Genomic DNA, 18,335 nt, shown 5'->3' on the forward strand with positions numbered 1-18,335 from the left:
TCTTACAGCGAGGCAGTCAGCGCAATCATGCTCAAGCAAGGCGAGTTCCTGTTTACCTCGGAATCGGTGTCCGAAGGCCATCCCGACAAAGTGGCGGACCGGATCAGCGACACGGTTCTGGATGCTTATCTGACAGCAGATCCGGAAGCGCGCGTTGCCTGCGAAACGCTGGTGACAACCAACCGCGTCGTCCTCGCCGGTGAGGTCCGTGGTCCGGCGTCCGTCACGTCGGAAAGTCTGATCGAAGCGGCCCGTGAAGCCATCCGTGACATCGGCTACGATCAGGCAGGTTTCTCCTGGAAGAACGCCGAGATCAGCAACTACCTGCACGCGCAGTCCGCTGACATCGCTGTCGGCGTCGATAGCGCGGGCGAGAAGGACGAGGGTGCTGGCGATCAGGGCATCATGTTCGGTTTCGCGACCAACGAGACCGAGACGCTGATGCCGGCGCCGCTCTACTACTCCCACAAGATTCTCAAGACGATGCGTGATCTGCGTCGCGCTGGCGATCCGCGTGCGGCAGGTCTCCAGCCGGACGCCAAGAGTCAGGTGACCCTGCGCTACCTCAACGGCAAGCCGGTCGAGGCCACCTCCGTCGTCATCTCGACGCAGCATGACGAGGGCATGGACCAGAACGTCATCCGCAACGAGCTGCGCGCCATCGTCAAGGACGTGCTGCCGGAAGGCTGGATGCCGGCTGACAAGGAATTCTACGTCAACCCGACAGGCATCTTCGTGATCGGTGGTCCGGACGGCGACGCCGGTCTGACAGGCCGCAAGATCATCGTCGACACGTATGGCGGCGCGGCGCCTCATGGCGGCGGCGCGTTCTCCGGCAAGGATCCGACAAAGGTTGACCGTTCCGCAGCCTACGCCGCCCGCTATCTGGCGAAGAACGTTGTGGCCGCCGGTCTCGCGGACCGCTGCACGCTTCAGCTGTCCTACGCCATCGGCGTGTCGCATCCTCTGTCCGTCTATGTCGATTTCGACGGCACAGGCAAGGATATCGATGAAGCCAAGCTGGTGAAGGTTCTGCGCGAGGTGATGAACCTTTCTCCGCGCGGCATCCGTCAGCACCTGCGTCTGAACCGTCCGATCTACACCGAAACGTCTGCTTACGGTCACTTCGGTCGCACGCCTGACGAGGCCCGTGACACGTTCCCCTGGGAGCGTACGGACCTTGTCGACGCGCTGCGTAACGCGTTCAACCGCTAAGGCAGCTTATGAGCACGGTGGAAGAGAAAGGTGGCGCGGTTGCTCCGCATGAGAGTGAGGAGAAAAGCGCTTCCGCTCTGAAGCCACCGGCTCAGCGTCTCTACGGGCGTCAGCGCGGCCATCCGCTGCGTGACCGCCAGCAGCGCCTGATGGACGAGGCGCTGCCCCGGATACGGTTTCCGGAAGACAAGGCCTCTGATCCGAAAGCGGCTTTCAACACCCGACCCGAACAGGTCTGGCTGGAAGTCGGTTTTGGTGGGGGAGAGCATGTTCTCTCCCAGATCGAGATGCATCCTTCCGTTGGCTACATCGCCTCGGAAGTGTTTGAGAACGGCCTCTGCTCGCTTCTCGCGCCACTGTTTCCGTCACGTGAGGAAGCAACTTCTCCCCTGCCGCCGCTTCTGCGTCTGTGGAACGATGATGCGCGTCTGTTGCTCCAGAATCTGCCGGAAGCCTCGCTCGATCGCATGTTTCTGATGTTTCCGGACCCTTGGCCGAAAAAGCGTCATGCCAAGCGTCGCTTCGTTCATCCCGGCAATCTGCCGTTTGTGGCCCGTGCGCTGAAGCCGGGCGCCATCTGGCGCGTGGCAAGTGATGATCCGACCTATCAGGCGTGGGTCGAAGAGGTCATGGGCAAGCAGGATTTCTTCGAAACGGCTCCTCCTGCGCTTGAGCGTCCGGAAGGCTGGCCTCCGACGCGCTATGAGGCGAAGGCGATCCGGGCCGGACGTCAGCCGATGTACTGGACGTTTGTGCGGAAGTAGCGTCCCGGAAGGGCTTTCGAGGTTACGCTGGCACAGTCTGAAGCAGTGAAAGTGGTGGATGCCGTCCTCTTTTCAGAGGGGCGGCGTTCTATGAAGCTTTTTGGAAAAAGCTTCACCAAAAACTTCTTTTGATGACTATCACAGGTCCAGAGATGGGGAAGTGACTCACTCACGCAATATCTTGGCGTTTGTCGAAATAACAATTGGCGGTTTTTGCCAATAGACGCCCGGAAATTATTGATCTCATGACAATGGTCGGACTGTTCCACACGTTGTTTGTCGGAACAGTCAATCTGGGCTGCCATTACAGCTCTTCCAGCGTTAGAAGCTCGACCAGCTTCCAAATACCAGATGAACAGCGTTGTCTCTGTCGTGGAGTGGCGCAAAACCTGGCCACCCACGTCGTATATGCCTGTCAGTGCGTTTCAGCGGACTTGATCACATCATAGCCCGCTGAGCCCGGCGGTGGCCCCGGTGGCGGCAGATCGTCCGCCGTCACGGAAAGCAGTTGCTGTGCGTCCGGCCCGATCTGATGCACGTTGATGGCTGTTCCATAAACACCGGTGGCGCCCGGCCCGGCTGCATACAGCATGGCGCCCGGCTTCAGCCATGCCGCAATCTTTGAGGCGTCACGGGTCGGAACCCGGATGACCGTGTGATCCTTCAGAATGGCTCCGACCAGCACGCCCTGAATATTGTAAAGCGGATAGGAAATCTCGCCATGCACAACGATGTCGGCGCCAGCAACCATTTCAGGAGAATGCTGAGGCATGGCGATGCCGACATCTTCTGCCCGGCTGCCGCGCGGCCCACTGAGCGAAAAGGCATGAATGATGGGAAGGGTCTTACCCTTCAGGCCGGTGCCGGTCAGCTTATCGCCCGGCTTGACGATTTTCGGGAGATCCCAGGACAGGTCCTGCGAAACAATGACCTGCGTGCCGTCAGAAAGCAGCAGACCGGTCACACCGCCGCCAGCCGAGGGGATATACTGTGACACCGTCCCGCTGAAGGCGGGGAGCACTGACAGGTCATAGACGGAAACAGGTCCATTTCCGGCTGATGATGAGGCTGCCAGAACGGGAGAAGCGCTGAGCGCTACGGCGGAACCGACGGCGATGACAGCAAGACAAAACAGGTGGCGCATGGCTGGTCCAATCGTTCACTGGCTGTTTGCTGCCAGAGAGCGAACCAGCCGGAAAAGCGCAAAACACAAGGTAGCCCGGATATCGCCACGAGTGACGTATCCGGACAAGCCTTTCCGTATGCGGATCAGTGCCTGAAATGACGCATACCGGTCAGCACCATGGCGATTCCGGCCTTGTCGGCGGCTGCGATGACTTCATCATCACGGATGGAGCCACCCGGCTGGATCACGGCGGTAGCACCGGCGGCGACAATGGTCTCCAGCCCGTCGGCGAACGGGAAGAAGGCGTCTGACGCGGCCACGCTGCCACGGGTCAGCGGTTCGAACTGGCCGAGGGCTTTCGCGGCTTCAAGGCTTTTGCTGACAGCAATACGGGCGGAATCCACCCGGCTCATCTGGCCCGCACCCACGCCAACGGTCGCGCCATCCTTGGCGTAGACAATGGCGTTCGATTTGACGTGCTTGGCGACGCGGAAGGCGAAGATGAGGTCACGCATCTCCTCGGCGGTCGGCGCACGCTTCGTGACGACCTTCAGGGCGCTTTCCTCGATCCGGCCGTTGTCGCGTGTCTGGGCTAGGAAACCACCGGCAACGGAACGGACGATCACGCCGCCTTCGGTGGGGTTGGGCAGGGCGCCGGTCAGTAGCAGGCGGAGGTTCTTCTTGCTGGCCAGAACAGCCTGCGCCGCTTCGGTCGCGTCAGGCGCGACAATGACTTCCGTGAAAATGGAGGCGATCTTCTGGGCTGTTTCTTCGTCCAGCGTGCCGTTCAGGGCCACGATGCCACCGAAAGCCGACACCGGATCGCAACGCAGGGCGCTGTCCCATGCGGCGCTGAGGCTGGCGGCTGTCGCCACGCCACACGGATTGGCGTGCTTGACGATGACCACAGCCGGTTCCCTGAACTCGGCGACTGCTTCGAAGGCGGCGTCGGTGTCATTCAGGTTGTTGTAGGACAGGGACTTGCCCTGCACCTGACGCGCCGTAGCGACGCCCGGACGGTTGGTGCCATCCGTGTAGAAAGCCGCCTGCTGATGCGGGTTCTCGCCGTAGCGCAGGACTTCCTGACGCATGCCTGAGACGGTGAGACGCTCCGGAAAAGTCTCGCCGCGCTCCTGTGCGAACCATGTGGCGATGGCGGAGTCGTAGGCTGAGGTGCGGGCATAGGCCGCGCCAGCCAGAGCACGGCGGGCTTCCAGAGTGGTGCCACCCGCCTGAAGCGCTTCGATGATGGCGCCATACTGATCGGGGCTGGTCAGCACGGCGACGTGGCCGTGGTTCTTGGCGGCGGCGCGGATCAGGGCAGGGCCGCCGATGTCGATATTCTCGATGCAGTCGTCTGTGGCTGCGCCGGACGCGACGGTTGCCTCAAACGGATAGAGATTGACGGCGACCAGATCGATCGGCGCGATCTTGTGCTCTTTCATCTGGGCGACATGAGTCGGGAGGTCACGACGACCGAGGATGCCGCCGTGAATCTGCGGAACCAGCGTCTTGACGCGACCGTCGAGAATCTCGGGAAAACCGGTATGGTCGGAAACTTCGACGACCGGCAGTCCAGCGTCACGCAGGGCCTTCGCTGAGCCACCGGTGGACAGGAGTTCTGCGCCCTGAGCGGCAAGGGCGCGACCCAGCTCGATCAGTCCCGTCTTGTCGGAGACTGAGAGAAGGGCGCGCTTTACAGGCAACAGGCTGGTCTGGCTCATCGAAGTCGGGTCTTTCGCGAAGGAGTCCATCAAAAACGGCGGTCTGGCGTCGTTGGCGGCGTGCTTAGTCAAATGGTTGCGATGAAGCAACCGTAACGGCAAAAAGTCCGGGAATGATCCGGACGGAAAACAGGCTGATTTTCCCGGTCTGCTGATCAGAACAAAGGCGCAGCCTGCTTCTGCAATGCTGCGCCTCGGTTGTTCATTTTCCGCGGGCTGTGAAGTTTTCCAGCCAGTGGATGGTGTATTCGCCCTTCTGGAATTCCGGATCCGCAAGGATACGGCGATGCAGGGGAACGACTGTGCTGACGCCTTCGACCACCAGTTCATCCAGCGCCCGGCTCATGCGGGCGATGGCGGCGGCGCGTGTCGGGGCATGGACGATCAGCTTGGCGATCATGCTGTCGTAGTAGGGGGGGACGCGGTAACCGGCATAAACGGCGCTGTCGATCCGTACGCCGAGTCCGCCGGGCGGATGATAGACCGTCACGGTTCCCGGACTTGGGATGAACGTGTCGGGGTCTTCCGCATTGATACGGCACTCGATCGCATGGCCCGAGAAGGTGATGTCCTTCTGGCCGTAGCCAAGCGGTTCGCCAGCGGCGATGCGGATCTGCTCGCGGACGAGATCGACGTCACAGACCATTTCCGTCACCGGATGTTCGACCTGGAGACGGGTGTTCATCTCGATGAAGCAGAACTGTCCGTCCTGATACAGGAATTCCAGCGTGCCCGCATTGCGGTAGCCCATCTTCGCGAGGGCTTCCGTCGCCGTCGCGCCGATGGCGTCACGTTCCTCCGCTGTCAGGGCAGGGGAGCCTGCCTCTTCCAGCAGCTTCTGGTGACGACGCTGGAGCGAGCAGTCACGTTCGCCGAAATGCACCACGTTGCCGTGTGTGTCGCCCAGAATCTGCAATTCGATATGGCGCGGCTTGTCGAGATATTTTTCGAGATAGACCGCGTCATTGCCGAAGGCGGCGAGGGCTTCCGTGCGCGCGACGCTCCACGCCTCGGGCAGTTCCTCACGGGTATGGGCCACTTTCATGCCGCGACCACCGCCACCGGCGGCGGCCTTGATCAGCACGGGATAGCCGACACGGTCAGCAACCTCGTAGGCCTCCTCGATATTGAGGAGTTCACCGTCGGAGCCGGGAACCAGAGGAACGCCCAGCGCCTCCATCGTGGTCTTGGCGCTGATCTTGTCGCCCATGGTGCGGATATGCTCGGCGGTCGGGCCGATGAAGGCCAGTCCGTGCGCCTCGACCGTCTCGGCGAAGTCGGCGTTTTCCGACAGGAAGCCGTAGCCGGGATGGATGGCTTCCGCGCCCGTGATCGTGGCGGCCGACAGGATCGCCGCCACGTTCAGGTAGGAGTCGCGGGCCGCAGGCGGTCCGATGCAGACCGCCTCGTCAGCGAGGCGGACATGCATGGCTTCCGCGTCTGCGGTCGAGTGAACGGCGACCGTGCGGATGCCCATTTCCCGGCAGGCGCGCAGGACGCGGAGTGCGATTTCGCCGCGATTGGCGATGAGGATTTTGGAAAACATTATTCAATAATGACGAGAGGCTGGCCGAACTCGACAGGATCGCCGGAAGCGATAAGGACTTGCGTCACGGTGCCGGCCTTGGGCGCCTTGATCTGGTTGAAGGTCTTCATCGCCTCGATCAGCATCAGGGTCTGACCCGCAGTGACGGTCTGACCTGCCGTGACGAACGGCGGAGAGGATGGGTCGGGGCTGAGATAGGCGACGCCGACCATCGGGCTGTTGACCGCGCCCGGATGCTTGGACAGGTCGGCGGGAGCGGCGGCAACCGGAGTGGCGGCGGGAGCCGGTGTCTGGACGACAGGGGCGGCCACCTGAACCGGAGCTGCGGCGACCGGAGCCGCGGCGCGAACAACGCGGATGCGGCTGTCCTTTTCAGCGACCTCGATCTCGGTCAGTCCGGTGTCCGTCAGGATATCGGCGAGTGCCCGTATGGCATCTGCGTCTACGAGCAGTCGGCTCATTGTGTTTCCTCGTTCAAAAGAATGTCGGTCATTGCCTGAAGTGCGAGTGCGTAGCCCTGCACACCCAGACCGCAGATGACGCCCACCGCAGCGCGCGAAACATAGGAATGATGTCTGAATGGCTCACGACGATGGATATTGGAGATATGGACTTCGATCACAGGCAGATCGACGGCCAGCAGCGCATCCAGCAGGGCGATGGACGTGTGTGTGTAGCCTGCCGGATTGATGATGATGCCCTGCGCCCGCCCCCGACATTCCTGTACCCAGGAAATCAGCTCGCCTTCACCGTTGGTCTGCCGGAAATCGATACCGACATCCAGTCTTTCCGCGTGCTGCGCGCAGAGCTGTTCGACATCGTCGAGCGTTGTTCTGCCGTAGACCTCCGGCTGGCGGAGGCCGAGCATGTTCAGGTTGGGACCGTTGAGAACGGAGATGAGGGGACGTTCCATAACTGCGCGCCGTTAGCACGCCCATTCCTTAACTCCAAGAGTCGGGCGTTCATTTTTTGCAGGATATGTTTCGCTATGTAATTTCTTTATGGAAAATAAATGGCGGAATATTGGTGTAAATTAAGCGCTCTTGGTTTTGTCTTGAAAATTACTGAAATAACATACTGTAATTGCGCTTGTTTTGTAGAAGTAAAAATTTTTGAAAGGATGGTGCGTGTCACATTGTGATTGTTGCGACTATAACCACTCAACCGCCTGATCTGTCTGTCAGGGTTGAATTTCTCCGAAAAATCGGTTTTACTGGCTGCGGTATCAACAGAGATGTGGTGAATGCGTGCTGTTTTTGCGTGAAAAAAGAAGCTCCGGGCTTTTTGCGATACTTGCGCTGTCATGGACAGTCGGGGTCGCAGACGCCAAAGCTGCCACGCAGACACATGATTCCGCTCTTTCGGCATCACCCGTTCACACAAGCTGGGCGGCGTCAGTCAGGGAGGCTCTCGCGAAGCGGGCTTCAGGAGCCGCATCGCTGGCCCACCATATCCAGCATGGCATGGCGAGCTGGTATGGCGGTCGTTTCGCCCATCATGGCACCGCCAACGGGACGCGGTTCGACCCGTCCGAGATGACGGCCGCTCATCCTTCCGCGCCGCTTGGCAGCAAGCTGCTGGTCCGCTCCGAGGAGACTGGTCGGCAGATCGTTGTGACAGTGAACGACCGTGGCCCTTTCAAGGGAGGGCGCGTGATTGATCTGTCTCATGAAGCCGCCGCCAAGCTGGGGATGCTGCGCAAAGGTGTCGCGCATGTCGAGGTTAGCCCTCTGACGGAAGAAGAGGCTCTTGAGGTGGCGCAGGCTCCCGAGTAAGTCTTTCACCTGATTATAAGCCGTATCTGTCTGGATTTTACGGCGGTCTCTGGACTGGAAGGCTGGATACGCTCAGTGCGCGTCCGGCCTTTTTTTATGGCGTTCTGATCAGATGTTCTCCGATCAGACCCTCATGATTTCCCGTGTGGTGGATTGCGCGCGCGCCTCCAGTTCGGCATTGAATTCCGCGCCCAGCAGAACGACCCACGCGCTGACAAAGAACCACATCATGATGGCGACAACGGCACCCAGGGGGCCATAGGTCGAGCCATAACTCGCAATATTGGCGACGTAATAGGAAAAGCCTGAAGCTGCGAGAATCCAGATGAAGGTCGCGGTGACCGCCCCCGGAATGACCCATCGCCATTGCGCATGATGGCCGCTTGGTCCCACACGGTAGAGCAGCATGTAGGCGAGGATGATCAGGATCGACATGATCCCAAGTCCCGCCAGACGGACGCCAAGTTCAATGGAGCCGGGCGGAGGGTCGATGCGCAGGATCACCGGCAGCAACTGAAACAGGATAGGAACGGCGACCATGATCGCCACACCAAGGCAGATTTCCAGAATGGCGGACAGTGTCAGGCCAAGCGCCAGCGCCTGAAATGCGATGAAGCTTCTTGTTTCAGTGGTGCCGTAGGCAATGTTCAGGGCCGAGAGAATGGATTTGATACCCGCAGAGGCTGACCACAGCGCGATAGATGTGGATATGATCAGATTCATGGTCAGCGAACTGTGAGGAACCGATACGAGTTCGTTGATCCTGTTCTCAATGATCGAGAAGGCCGACGGCGGCAGCAACTGCCTGATGGAATTGAGCTGTGTGGCGACGCTCTGGACGTCAAAGGCGAGCCCATAGATCGAGATCAGGGTGCTGATGGCGGGGAACAGCGCCAGAGTGCCGTAGAAGGCGCATCCTGCGGCGATCAGGGTTGTCGGACCCGCGATGAGAGACGTTATCGTTGATTTGCAGACGGCTTTCCAGTCAGCCGCGCCCAGGGCGAAAGGGGAGGAAAGGAGGTAAGGCCTGTCTGTTTTATCGGTCTGACCGGGTGTTCCGGCAAGCGGCGCCGCTTCAAGCTCGGGCTCAGGCGGAGCGTTGGACAGGGAGGAACTCATCAGATGTCGTCAGCCTCAAGCTATGTTCGGTGAATCCTGCAGCGTCTGTGCGGTGCAGGTGCGCCTTGGCGTTGAGGAGGGCGCATTGATGAAGTGTGGATGGCGAAGCCAGCCCACCAGAGTCTCAGAATTCTTCTATAAAGATTTCTGTTTCGTGAAAAACGGTTATGGCTGTCTTAAAGGAAGAGGGGGAGCATTTTCCAGCTTTTTCGATGTAACAAAAAAACTGTTGCATTCGGGGATAAAACACCCCATATGCCCCCTCACGCAGCAACGCACGTGCCACTGGCCCACTGAGGTTACGCAACGACGTCAAGCGTTCTGGCAACTGGGATCCTCCGGGATTCAGTCTTGGTCGCTGGTCCGTTAGACCGTTTCGCAACACAGCCTGCCACGGCTCCTTATCTGGCAGGCCAGCAAGGGATAGGTGCGATGACACCCAAAATCTCTCAATTTCTTGCGGAAAAGAAGCCCGCAACCCCATGCCTCGTCGTTGATGTCGATGAGGTTGAAAACCGTTATCGCGCCCTTCAGGTCGCTCTCCCGCTGGCCCGCATCTATTACGCCGTGAAAGCCAATCCGGCCGATGCGATCCTCAGCCGTCTGGTATCGCTGGGTTCCAGCTTCGACGCCGCTTCGTGGGAAGAGATCGAGATGTGCCTGAACGCAGGCGCGGACGCGGATGATATCTCTTTTGGTAATACCGTGAAAAAAGTCAGCGCCATCAAGGCGGCCTATGCTGCTGGCGTTCGTCTTTTCGTCTTTGACTGCGAGGAAGAGCTGAACAAGCTTGCCCAGCACGCACCGGGTTCGAAAGTGTATTGCCGTCTTCTGGTGGACAATTACGGCGCGGAATGGCCGCTGTCCCGCAAGTTCGGCACGACGGTCGAAAGCGCCCGCGAACTGATGCTGAAGGCCCGTGACCTTGGTCTCGACCCTTACGGCCTGTCTTTCCATGTGGGAAGCCAGCAGGTTGAGACCGGCAGCTATGAGATGGCGATCAGCCGTGTCGCGGCTCTGGTGTCCGACCTGTCCGAGGCTGGTCTCGATCTGCGGATGGTCAATCTTGGCGGCGGATTCCCCATCCGTTACCGCGAGGACGTGCCGCACATCGACGATTTCGGTGAGGCGATCTCGACAGCCATGAAAAAGCACTTCGGCAACGCGCTGCCGGAAATGCTGATCGAGCCGGGCCGGTTCATTGTCGGTGCCGCCGGTGTGGTTTCGGCTGAAGTCGTGCTGGTCAGCCAGCGTGGACGTGAAGGTGGTCCCCGTTGGGTCTATCTCGACATCGGCCGTTTTGGTGGTCTGGCCGAAACGGAAGGTGAGGCGATCCGCTACGCGATTCGCACGCCGCGTGATGGTGGTCAGGCAGGAGCTGTGGCTCTCGCTGGCCCGACCTGCGATGGCGCGGACATCATGTACGAGAAGACCCACTACGAGCTGCCGCTGGCGCTCGAATCCGGTGATCGCGTCGAGCTTCTGGGCACCGGCGCTTACGTCTCGACCTACTGCGCGACCCGTTTCAACGGCTTCGCGCCGCTGGCTGAGCATTACATCTGAGCAGGTATGGCGGGGCGGTTGTTGACGCCCCGCCATTCTCTGAAGATATGCTATGCGCATGACGCGCATTGATACATCAAAACCATTCCTGCCTGTCCGGATTGCCGTGATGACGGTGTCGGATACACGCACTCTGGAAACGGACGGGTCCGGCCAGAGTCTTGTCGATCGTCTTCAGGCCGCCGGACATGTGCTGGCAGCCCGGTCGATCGAACCCGACGACGCTGACAGGATTGTCTCGCGTCTGGAAGAATGGATCGCTGATCCCGAAATTGACGTTGTGATTACAAATGGCGGCACCGGCGTCACCGGACGCGATGTCACGCCTGAAGCGTTCGAACGTGTGATTGAAAAACGTATCGAAGGTTTTGGTGAACTGTTCCGGATGCTGTCCTATCAGAAAATAGGCACCTCCACGATCCAGTCCCGGGCGCTGGCAGGGGTGGCGAGAGGCACCTACCTGTTCGCCCTTCCGGGTTCGACTGGAGCAGTAAAGGACGGGTGGGACGATATTCTGGTTTTCCAGCTCGACAGTCGTCATATGCCCTGTAATTTTGTGGAACTTATGCCGCGTCTGCAGGAACGATAAAGGAAAAGATGATATGGCCGATGATATCAAACTCCTGATGCTTGCTGGTGACTACGTCGAAGATTACGAAATCATGGTGCCGTATCAGGCTTTGACCATGGTTGGTTACACTGTCGATGTCGTATCGCCCGGAAAGAAGAAGGGCGACAAGGTCATTACAGCCATTCATGATTTTGAAGGCGCCCAGACCTATAGCGAGAAACCCGGTCATTATTTCGAACTGACAGCAGACTTCGACAAGGTTGTTCTCGATGACTATCTCGGTCTGATTGTGCCCGGCGGACGGATGCCGGAATATCTTCGCCTCGACCAGAGGGTGCTTGATATCGTAAGGGCATTTGCAGATAGGCCTATGGCCTGTATCTGTCATGGCATCCAGATTCTGACGGCGGCCGGAATTGTCAAAGGCCGCAAGGTTTCCGCCTACCCTGCCTGTCGTCCGGAAGTGGAACTGGCCGGCGGCACCTATGTCGATCTTCCTGTGACAGAGGCTATTACGGATGGAGAGCTTGTGACCGCCCCGGCATGGCCCGCGCATCCGGCATGGCTGGCTCAATTCCTGAAGGTTCTGGGAGCAAGTGTTTCTCCGTAATCCCGGATGCAGGGGAACGGATTCATGGCGGCTCTCGAAATGAGAGCCGCCATTTTTTATGAAAGATAAGGAATTTTCCGATTTTTATCGATCTGTATGATCTTTTTCTCTTTCAGAATCTCGATCAGTGGAGTGACGTTCTGAATAGGGATATCGTTTTTAAATACTGCGCTGATCATGTTCCGGAGTTTTTCCTCTGTGCTGGGCCGATTTTTTCTTATCTTTTCTAAATGTGCGATTATTTTGTCTTCCGGGAGTTTCTCCGTAATGTCTTCGGGTTCATGATAGCCGGGAAAACTCGCAGACCGGGTGCATTGGACGCCTGTGGTCTTCAAATGGGCTATAAGAGGATCAAAGCCAGTGTCCTTTGAAATGACATGGAAGCGCGCGGTTTTATCCACACCAGAAAGTAGACCAATGTAATAGACGATATGAAAATCGAGCGCGTTATTTCCGATTGCATTTATTTTGATGTACCGGGCTCTTTTCCCAATCAATTGTAAAGATTTTGCGATATTGAAGCCAATTTTATCCTGAGTTTTTCCAGCAAAAACAAGGATATTTATATTTTCATCATTCAAGGAGGGGAGTGTTTTTGGCTGAATATTTTCATAATCGATAAAAATATAAGTCCTCGCGACTGAGGATAGTTCTGACATCCTGATCTCCTTTCCTTGAGGTCGTGATGTCAGATAAATATTAACAGCTCATTTTTTATTCCCGACCTGACACGAGATGGTGGCTCTTTGTTATCTCGGTTTCAGAATGACCTCTGCGCGGATGGTGGCGCTCACCGTCTGGTCTTCCGAGCGCATGGTCGGCGCAGCCATTGCGGCGCGCGCCATGAAGGCGACCGGTCGAACCATCAGTGATTCATCCACCGAGATCGAGGCGATTGAAGAGACTTTCAGGCCAAGATCACCGGCAATGTCGTTCGAGCGGTTGCGCATATCCTCGACAGCCTTTTTTTCAGCCTGCCGATGCAGTTCTTTCTGATGTTCGGGAGACAGGGACCATGATACGCCTTCCAGCAGCAGTCCGCTCGCCTGAAGCTTGCCGACCAGGTCCAGAAGCGCAGAAGCATCTTTCGCCTTGATCTGGATCGTCTGTCGGGCCGTCCAGCTTGAGGGTTTATTGTCCTTGCGGTTTTCCGAAACATCGTAGGAATCGGTCAGAACGGTCACGCCGACAACCTTTTCCGCTCTTGTCACGGCGTTGCGCGCGGCGTCATTTGTTTTTGCCTGCGCTTCAACGGCTTTCGCCGCTTCATTCTGCACAAGGAGCGTTGCTGTCACCAGATCAGGGGCAGCATCAACCGATCCGGACCCCGTTACATTCAGACGCGTTGACGCATCGGAGTCTGCGGGCGCAGCGGCGTAAACCGCTCCACTGGAGATACTTCCGAGAAAGGCGACGCCGCATGTTGCAAGATATAATGATTTTGACTGGATCATTGACGACTATTCCTGCCTTTGAGAATGGCGAGGGCTTCTCTCAGCCGCGTGACGCCCAGTCGGACATAGCCCTGACTGCACAGGCGCTGGCCCTCTTTCCGGAGTGCTGTGACATCATTTTCCGGGTGTGACTGCACGTTATATTGGTCAATCGTGCGCATCAGACGGGAACAGTAATCCCGGCTGTCGGATGTGACTTCCATGCCGACTTCCGTTGTCGACGCTTCATCCGCCTCCGGGGTCTGGATCATGGAGGCGACATCCGTGCCATGAGACGCCTCGCCCTCATTCAGGGGCCTGCTGGTGAAGAGCGTACGAACCGGCTGCTCTTCCGTCTGCGCAGCCGCCACTCCACACAGTCCAATGAGCAGAAGAGGCGCTGCAATGATCAGTATGATTCGTATCATGATTGAGACATTAGCAGATCAGGTCTGTCTTGCGGATGGTAAGTCTGTGAAACCTCCGTCATATCTGCACCCTGTTTTTTGCCATCTTCTTCAGAAAGCGGCAGATACATTCTCACACAGAGACCGGGACTGCGCGGATAAAATTGCAGCATCCCGCCATGCAACTGGACAATGGCCTGAACAAGCGAAAGTCCCAGGCCCGACCCTGGTGTGTTGCGGGCGGCATCGGCCCGGAAGAAGCGCTCGGATGCTCTTTCCATGTCGGCTTTCGTCATCCCCAGACCCTGATCGTTGACGTCGATCGTGATGGTGCGCCCGCCCGCCCGGTCGGCGGAAGCGGGATTGAAGCCGGTGGCGACAGCAACGGTAATGGTGCCATTCTGTGGAGAAAATTTGATGGCGTTATCAATGAGATTTGAAACAGCCTGCTGGATCATCGATCGATCGCCGTAGAACTGAAGGTGTTCCGGCGCGCGCAGCACAATTCTGCTGCCCTGATCGTCCGCCAGAGGTTCGTAGAGTTCCACAATATCGCTGAGCACAGGCATGAGATCGAATGTTGCGAAAGCAGACCGTCTGGAACCGGCTTCGATCTGGGCAATTCTCAGAAGAGCTTCGAACACGGCTGTAATGTTGTCGAGATCGCTGACGCCTTCTTCAATGGCGGCACGCAGGGTGTTTTCATCCTTGGCGTGCAGCGCTGCATATTCAAGCTGGGCGCGGGCCCGCGTGATCGGAGTGCGCAGATCGTGGGCAATCGCGTTTGAAACCTGCTTTACTCCGTCCATCAGGCGCTTGATGCGATCAAGCATCTCATTGATGGCTTCAGCAACTTCATCAATTTCGTCGCCACGCCCGGAGAGGGGAACGCGGCGGTCCATATCGCCGTGGGCGATGGCGGAAGTCGTGCGCGCAATCGAGGAAATCATGCGCCTGAACATGCTGCGGACGAAAAAGGCGCCGACGAATGTCAGGACGGTAATGATGCCCCACGCCCAGAACAGGGTGTCGGTGAGCAGGTGGCGCAGCGTCGAGCGTCCCCGGACATCCCTTCCGACAAGAAGACGGTAGTTCTTGGGAAGATCGAAAGACTGGACTTCGGCGACACCCCGGATGCCGGCGCGCTTGATGGTGAGCTGATACCAGACGTTGCTCATGGCCACGGCTTCCGGCCACGAGGGAAGATTGCCCGCTATACGCTCCCCGTGGGCGTCCACCAGCAGATATAGCGCGTCATCATCGACATTGTCTTCCAGCCGGTCCTCAATGGTCAGCGCCAGCGCCGAAAGCCCGCCGTCCGTCCAGCGTTCGGAAAGGGCGCGGGCGTCGGCGGCGACGGAGGCTTCCACCTGTCGTTGCAGGAGGCTGGCGGTTCCCCACCAGATGACCGAGAGAAACAGCCCGGCGGAGACCCAGAACAGGACGGCATAGCCGAGGGCAAAGCGGACGCCGGCCGATCTCAGCCCGCCGACATGGTAACGCAGTGTCTTGAGCGAGAGGCGGGGGAACCGGAAGCCGCGGCGACGCATGGGGGGATCATGCTCATCACATTCAGCGGGAGTGGATGTCATAAGTCAGCCGCCACGGATTGGCAGGAAAATGGAAGGAAGCCATCGCGCACGCTCAGCATCCCGATTGTTGAAAACCAATGAAAGGAGGCTGGAAAACTGCCCCTCCTTTCATCGGGTAACTGGAAAGGTCAGTCAGCCCGAAGCATGTAGCCCGCATTCCGCACTGTGTGGATCAGCGGCAGTTCGAACGGCTTGTCCACTTTCTGGCGCAGGCGGGATACGTGGACGTCAATCACATTCGTCTGTGGGTCGAAGTGATAGTCCCAGACGCCTTCAAGCAGCATCGTGCGGGTGACGACCTGTCCGGCGTGGCGCATCAGGAACTCCAGCAGACGAAATTCGCGTGGCTGGAGATCGATCTTCTGTCCTTCGCGCTTCACTGTCCGGGAAAGCAGGTCCATTTCAAGGCCACTGATTTCCAGTTTGGTCTGGGGCGCTGACTCGTTGCGGCCCCTTCGTCCGAGCGCTTCGACACGGGCCAGAAGCTCCGAGAAGGCGAAAGGCTTCGTCAGATAATCGTCTCCACCAGCCTTGAGGCCCGCAACGCGGTCATCCACGTCAGCCAGAGCGGAAAGAATGAGCACAGGCGTCGCGTTGGCCTGCGAGCGGAGCGTCTCAAGGATGCGGAGCCCATCGATGCCGCCCGGCAGCATGCGATCAAGGATGACCACATCGAATTTTTCACTGACGGCAAGGAACAGGCCGTCCTTGCCGTTGTCTGCCTGCTCGACGAGGTGGCCTGTCTCGCTCAGGCCCTTGGCGACGAAACCACGGACTGTCGGATCATCCTCAACGAGAAGTACGCGCATAAAACCAGATCTCCGATGCTGCGACGGATCGCATACTGCGTTACGTGAAAGACTAGAGAGAGTTGCAGCCTCTGTCACGTGACGGACAGCGTCCCTGTTCGCCTCATGCCCGGCTTCCTGCGGAAAAGAGGTCGTACATGAGGTGTTATTCATGTAACGGCGAGCTTGCCTTCATGCTCTCCACATCGACGTGCTTCAGATGAGGTCATGCTCGTCGAGGTCACGCCAGCTACCGCGGGTCAAAATCTCGGCGGGGCGGAAGTTGGTCTTGTAGGCCATCTTTCGGCTCTGGGCGATCCAGTAGCCGAGATAGACGTAGGGCAGACGTCGCCGTCTGGCGCATTCGATCAGCCAGAGAACAGCAAAGCTGCCGAGTGACCGCGTGCTGTCGGCAGGATCATAGAAACTGTAGACGGCGGACAGTCCGTCGCTCAGGGCGTCCACCAGACTGACCGCCATAAGGTGATTTTCCGGTGAACGGAATTCCACCATGAAAGTATCGATGGGCGTGTCTTCAATCATGGAGCGGTAATCGGCGAAGTTCATACTGGCCATGTCGCCGGTCGCATGTCGGGCGAGCTGATACTGACGGAACAGAACGAACTGTTCCGCGGTCGCTTTGGCGGGAACCTGAAAGCCCTGTAGGTCGGAATTGGCCTTGAAACTACGCTTCTGGGTCCGGTTGGGAGTAAATCGCTGAACGGGAATGCGGATCGGGATGCAGGCGCTGCACCCATTGCAGACGGGTGCGTAAGCGATGGCGTGGCTGCGGCGGAAACCGGCGCGTGACAGCCTGTCGTGCAGCGATTCCGCGTTGGGTCCGGAGAGATCGGTGACGACCTTCCGCTCCATCCGGTCCGGCAGGTAAGGGCAGGGCTGGGGAGCGGTCGTATAGAAAAACTGCGGGTGACGAGACGAAAAAGTCATCAGTCTTCAGCCTCCCGCGTTATCGTGCTTCCTGCTCCGGATGCTTCCATCCGGGCAAGTCACGGATAATGGCGAACTGCCACGCCCTCCGTCAATTGAAGACCGGCTATGTCCTCATTCTTTTCTCAGAGTTGATAGGCCACGCCGAGGCGGAGCTGAACGCCGTTACGCCAGTTGATGCCGTTGTTCGACACAGTTTCGTCCCAGAAAGAATTAGACAGGGACTGTCGTGCGCGACCGTAATTGAGGTACGTGTAACGCACGCCACCTGTCACATGGATACGGCCTGTCATGCGGTAATCAAGACCGATATCGCCACTCCACTCGGGACGGGAGTCGTGGGCGTAAGGATTGTTCCCGCTGAAATAAGTATGCGTATCGAGGAATTGTGCCCAGCCCGCCCGACCGCGGATTACAAGACGGTTTGTGATGGCGTAATCGATATGAAGAGCGAGTCCGACATAGCCCTGACCGTAGGCGGTAAAAGTGTCTCGTCCGCCAGCACGGTAACCGCCTTGTATGGTGGGCATGATGAGTAGTCGATCATGCAGAACCAGAAACCCCTTGCCGATTTCCCCAGTCACATTGATGCCGGATCGGTTTTCTCCAAACTTGTAGCGTGCATGATCATTATAGGCTGCTCTCGACGCTGGCTGTACATGCCAGTTTACGTTGTTATTATATTCTATCTGACCGTCGTCCAGAGTGAAGGCGGTCGCAACGTAAAGATGTTTCATGATGCGGGTGTCAAACATGTACTGTGCATCAGCCCGGAAGCCGGGTGTCCAGCCTGTCTGATGAACCCGATCGGAGCGTTGTGACTGATAATTGTCCTCGGGAAATACAGTGGAATTGAGGCTGTAATGGCGTCCGATATTGCGGGTCAAGTCCTGAAAATTGCCCGTAACAGACAGGCCTACCTCTCTGTTGACGGCGACGACTGCCGGTGGAGCGGCGCAGGCTGCGTCAACCATCGAAAGTGTAAGTATTGCCGTTGTCAGGCAGGAGAGAAGGGCGGTCTTGCAGATCATCTGTTTCAAGGCTTTCACAGCATTGGAGCGTTGATGAGACGCATGCCACATGTATCAGTGAAGTTACATTGTGATTAAAAGAATCATATAAATTGTATATTTTTAAGTATATGATTTTATTGT

19 protein-coding genes are annotated in these 18,335 nt (G+C 58.0%); 6 read left to right on the top strand and 13 right to left on the bottom strand.

Annotated features, from left to right (window positions below; translation table 11 throughout):
• The first annotated feature begins 27 nt into the window (after nucleotides 1–27).
• Both metK and trmB read left to right on the top strand, forming a co-directional pair.
• On the top strand, nucleotides 28–1,215 hold the full coding sequence (metK, locus tag LKE90_RS01385) for a methionine adenosyltransferase (RefSeq protein WP_291491047.1): 1,188 nt from the start codon (nucleotides 28–30) through the stop codon (nucleotides 1,213–1,215).
• A gap of 8 nt (nucleotides 1,216–1,223) precedes the next feature.
• Nucleotides 1,224–1,979 (top strand): tRNA (guanine(46)-N(7))-methyltransferase TrmB, encoded by a 756-nt coding sequence (gene trmB, locus LKE90_RS01390; protein WP_291491049.1) that lies wholly within the window; start codon nucleotides 1,224–1,226, stop codon nucleotides 1,977–1,979.
• 415 nt (nucleotides 1,980–2,394) lie between these two features.
• Here the strand turns inward: trmB and LKE90_RS01395 are convergent, their stop codons facing one another.
• From LKE90_RS01395 to aroQ, 5 genes are all read right to left on the bottom strand, one after another.
• Entirely contained in the window at nucleotides 2,395–3,123 is a 729-nt protein-coding gene (locus LKE90_RS01395) for a hypothetical protein (protein ID WP_291491050.1), read from the bottom strand.
• A 125-nt stretch (nucleotides 3,124–3,248) separates the two neighbouring features.
• Entirely contained in the window at nucleotides 3,249–4,829 is a 1,581-nt protein-coding gene (gene purH, locus LKE90_RS01400; RefSeq protein ID WP_291491262.1) for a bifunctional phosphoribosylaminoimidazolecarboxamide formyltransferase/IMP cyclohydrolase, read from the bottom strand.
• Nucleotides 4,830–5,031: 202 nt separating this feature from the next.
• The gene (gene accC, locus LKE90_RS01405; protein WP_291491051.1) at nucleotides 5,032–6,375 is read right to left on the bottom strand and encodes an acetyl-CoA carboxylase biotin carboxylase subunit; all 1,344 of its coding nucleotides are present in this window, start codon (nucleotides 6,373–6,375) and stop codon (nucleotides 5,032–5,034) included.
• Nucleotides 6,375–6,836, bottom strand: coding sequence for an acetyl-CoA carboxylase biotin carboxyl carrier protein (gene accB, locus LKE90_RS01410; protein WP_291491052.1), 462 nt, complete (start codon nucleotides 6,834–6,836; stop codon nucleotides 6,375–6,377). Before accB ends, accC begins: the two co-directional genes overlap by 1 nt.
• Complete coding sequence (gene aroQ / locus LKE90_RS01415) at nucleotides 6,833–7,288, bottom strand: type II 3-dehydroquinate dehydratase (RefSeq protein ID WP_291491053.1); 456 nt, start codon at nucleotides 7,286–7,288, stop codon at nucleotides 6,833–6,835. Before aroQ ends, accB begins: the two co-directional genes overlap by 4 nt.
• A 334-nt stretch (nucleotides 7,289–7,622) precedes the next feature.
• Here aroQ and LKE90_RS01420 point away from each other — a divergent pair, with 334 nt between their 5' ends.
• Nucleotides 7,623–8,150, top strand: a complete 528-nt coding sequence (locus LKE90_RS01420) for a septal ring lytic transglycosylase RlpA family protein (RefSeq protein WP_291491054.1) — start codon at nucleotides 7,623–7,625, stop codon at nucleotides 8,148–8,150.
• Between the two features lie 123 nt (nucleotides 8,151–8,273).
• Here LKE90_RS01420 and LKE90_RS01425 read toward each other — a convergent pair whose 3' ends face one another.
• Complete coding sequence (locus LKE90_RS01425) at nucleotides 8,274–9,269, bottom strand: YihY/virulence factor BrkB family protein (RefSeq protein ID WP_291491056.1); 996 nt, start codon at nucleotides 9,267–9,269, stop codon at nucleotides 8,274–8,276.
• Nucleotides 9,270–9,701: 432 nt separating this feature from the next.
• On the opposite strand from LKE90_RS01425, the gene LKE90_RS01430 reads away from it, so the two are divergent.
• The 3 genes from LKE90_RS01430 to LKE90_RS01440 are packed head-to-tail and all read left to right on the top strand — an operon-like array spanning nucleotide 9,702 to nucleotide 12,013.
• Nucleotides 9,702–10,832: a type III PLP-dependent enzyme gene (locus LKE90_RS01430; RefSeq protein WP_291491057.1), complete on the top strand. Its 1,131-nt coding sequence runs from the start codon at nucleotides 9,702–9,704 to the stop codon at nucleotides 10,830–10,832.
• 58 nt (nucleotides 10,833–10,890) lie between these two features.
• Nucleotides 10,891–11,421, top strand: coding sequence for a molybdenum cofactor biosynthesis protein B (gene moaB / locus LKE90_RS01435; RefSeq protein WP_291491058.1), 531 nt, complete (start codon nucleotides 10,891–10,893; stop codon nucleotides 11,419–11,421).
• 13 nt (nucleotides 11,422–11,434) lie between these two features.
• Nucleotides 11,435–12,013, top strand: a complete 579-nt coding sequence (locus tag LKE90_RS01440; protein WP_291491059.1) for a DJ-1/PfpI family protein — start codon at nucleotides 11,435–11,437, stop codon at nucleotides 12,011–12,013.
• Between the two features lie 56 nt (nucleotides 12,014–12,069).
• On the opposite strand, the gene LKE90_RS01445 is transcribed toward LKE90_RS01440, so the two are convergent.
• The 7 genes from LKE90_RS01445 to LKE90_RS01475 all read right to left on the bottom strand — a co-directional run bounded on the left by LKE90_RS01445 (nucleotide 12,070) and on the right by LKE90_RS01475 (nucleotide 18,212).
• Nucleotides 12,070–12,672, bottom strand: a complete 603-nt coding sequence (locus tag LKE90_RS01445; RefSeq protein WP_291491060.1) for a PIN domain-containing protein — start codon at nucleotides 12,670–12,672, stop codon at nucleotides 12,070–12,072.
• 90 nt (nucleotides 12,673–12,762) lie between these two features.
• Nucleotides 12,763–13,467, bottom strand: coding sequence for an SIMPL domain-containing protein (locus LKE90_RS01450; protein WP_291491061.1), 705 nt, complete (start codon nucleotides 13,465–13,467; stop codon nucleotides 12,763–12,765).
• Nucleotides 13,464–13,874 carry a hypothetical protein gene (locus LKE90_RS01455; protein WP_291491062.1) on the bottom strand — a complete coding sequence of 137 codons (411 nt, stop codon included), beginning with the start codon at nucleotides 13,872–13,874 and terminating at the stop codon, nucleotides 13,464–13,466. Before LKE90_RS01455 ends, LKE90_RS01450 begins: the two co-directional genes overlap by 4 nt.
• A complete protein-coding gene (locus tag LKE90_RS01460; protein ID WP_291491063.1) occupies nucleotides 13,871–15,445 on the bottom strand; it encodes a sensor histidine kinase in 1,575 nt (524 codons plus the stop codon). The genes LKE90_RS01455 and LKE90_RS01460 overlap by 4 nt, the downstream gene beginning before the upstream one ends.
• A gap of 128 nt (nucleotides 15,446–15,573) precedes the next feature.
• Nucleotides 15,574–16,254 (bottom strand): winged helix-turn-helix domain-containing protein, encoded by a 681-nt coding sequence (locus LKE90_RS01465; RefSeq protein WP_291491064.1) that lies wholly within the window; start codon nucleotides 16,252–16,254, stop codon nucleotides 15,574–15,576.
• A gap of 195 nt (nucleotides 16,255–16,449) precedes the next feature.
• Nucleotides 16,450–17,181, bottom strand: coding sequence for an arginyltransferase (locus LKE90_RS01470; protein ID WP_291491065.1), 732 nt, complete (start codon nucleotides 17,179–17,181; stop codon nucleotides 16,450–16,452).
• A 125-nt stretch (nucleotides 17,182–17,306) separates the two neighbouring features.
• Nucleotides 17,307–18,212, bottom strand: coding sequence for a hypothetical protein (locus tag LKE90_RS01475; RefSeq protein WP_291491066.1), 906 nt, complete (start codon nucleotides 18,210–18,212; stop codon nucleotides 17,307–17,309).
• Between the last annotated feature and the right edge of the window lie 123 nt (nucleotides 18,213–18,335).

Origin of the sequence: Acetobacter sp., from assembly GCF_022483985.1 — a bacterium.
In the GTDB taxonomy this organism is placed as follows: Bacteria; Pseudomonadota; Alphaproteobacteria; order Acetobacterales; family Acetobacteraceae; genus Acetobacter.

Excerpts from the sequence above, each read along its gene's own strand:
- metK (WP_291491047.1), top strand. The coding sequence starts at position 28 with ATGCTCAAGCAAGGCGAGTTCCTGTTTACCTCGGAATCGGTGTCCGAA.
- trmB (WP_291491049.1), top strand. The coding sequence starts at position 1,224 with ATGAGCACGGTGGAAGAGAAAGGTGGCGCGGTTGCTCCGCATGAGAGT.
- LKE90_RS01395 (WP_291491050.1), bottom strand. The coding sequence starts at position 3,123 with ATGCGCCACCTGTTTTGTCTTGCTGTCATCGCCGTCGGTTCCGCCGTA.
- purH (WP_291491262.1), bottom strand. The coding sequence starts at position 4,829 with ATGAGCCAGACCAGCCTGTTGCCTGTAAAGCGCGCCCTTCTCTCAGTC.
- accC (WP_291491051.1), bottom strand. The coding sequence starts at position 6,375 with ATGTTTTCCAAAATCCTCATCGCCAATCGCGGCGAAATCGCACTCCGC.
- accB (WP_291491052.1), bottom strand. The coding sequence starts at position 6,836 with ATGAGCCGACTGCTCGTAGACGCAGATGCCATACGGGCACTCGCCGAT.
- aroQ (WP_291491053.1), bottom strand. The coding sequence starts at position 7,288 with ATGGAACGTCCCCTCATCTCCGTTCTCAACGGTCCCAACCTGAACATG.
- LKE90_RS01425 (WP_291491056.1), bottom strand. The coding sequence starts at position 9,269 with ATGAGTTCCTCCCTGTCCAACGCTCCGCCTGAGCCCGAGCTTGAAGCG.
- LKE90_RS01430 (WP_291491057.1), top strand. The coding sequence starts at position 9,702 with ATGACACCCAAAATCTCTCAATTTCTTGCGGAAAAGAAGCCCGCAACC.
- moaB (WP_291491058.1), top strand. The coding sequence starts at position 10,891 with ATGACGCGCATTGATACATCAAAACCATTCCTGCCTGTCCGGATTGCC.
- LKE90_RS01440 (WP_291491059.1), top strand. The coding sequence starts at position 11,435 with ATGGCCGATGATATCAAACTCCTGATGCTTGCTGGTGACTACGTCGAA.
- LKE90_RS01445 (WP_291491060.1), bottom strand. The coding sequence starts at position 12,672 with ATGTCAGAACTATCCTCAGTCGCGAGGACTTATATTTTTATCGATTAT.
- LKE90_RS01450 (WP_291491061.1), bottom strand. The coding sequence starts at position 13,467 with ATGATCCAGTCAAAATCATTATATCTTGCAACATGCGGCGTCGCCTTT.
- LKE90_RS01455 (WP_291491062.1), bottom strand. The coding sequence starts at position 13,874 with ATGATACGAATCATACTGATCATTGCAGCGCCTCTTCTGCTCATTGGA.
- LKE90_RS01460 (WP_291491063.1), bottom strand. The coding sequence starts at position 15,445 with ATGACATCCACTCCCGCTGAATGTGATGAGCATGATCCCCCCATGCGT.
- LKE90_RS01465 (WP_291491064.1), bottom strand. The coding sequence starts at position 16,254 with ATGCGCGTACTTCTCGTTGAGGATGATCCGACAGTCCGTGGTTTCGTC.
- LKE90_RS01470 (WP_291491065.1), bottom strand. The coding sequence starts at position 17,181 with ATGACTTTTTCGTCTCGTCACCCGCAGTTTTTCTATACGACCGCTCCC.
- LKE90_RS01475 (WP_291491066.1), bottom strand. The coding sequence starts at position 18,212 with ATGATCTGCAAGACCGCCCTTCTCTCCTGCCTGACAACGGCAATACTT.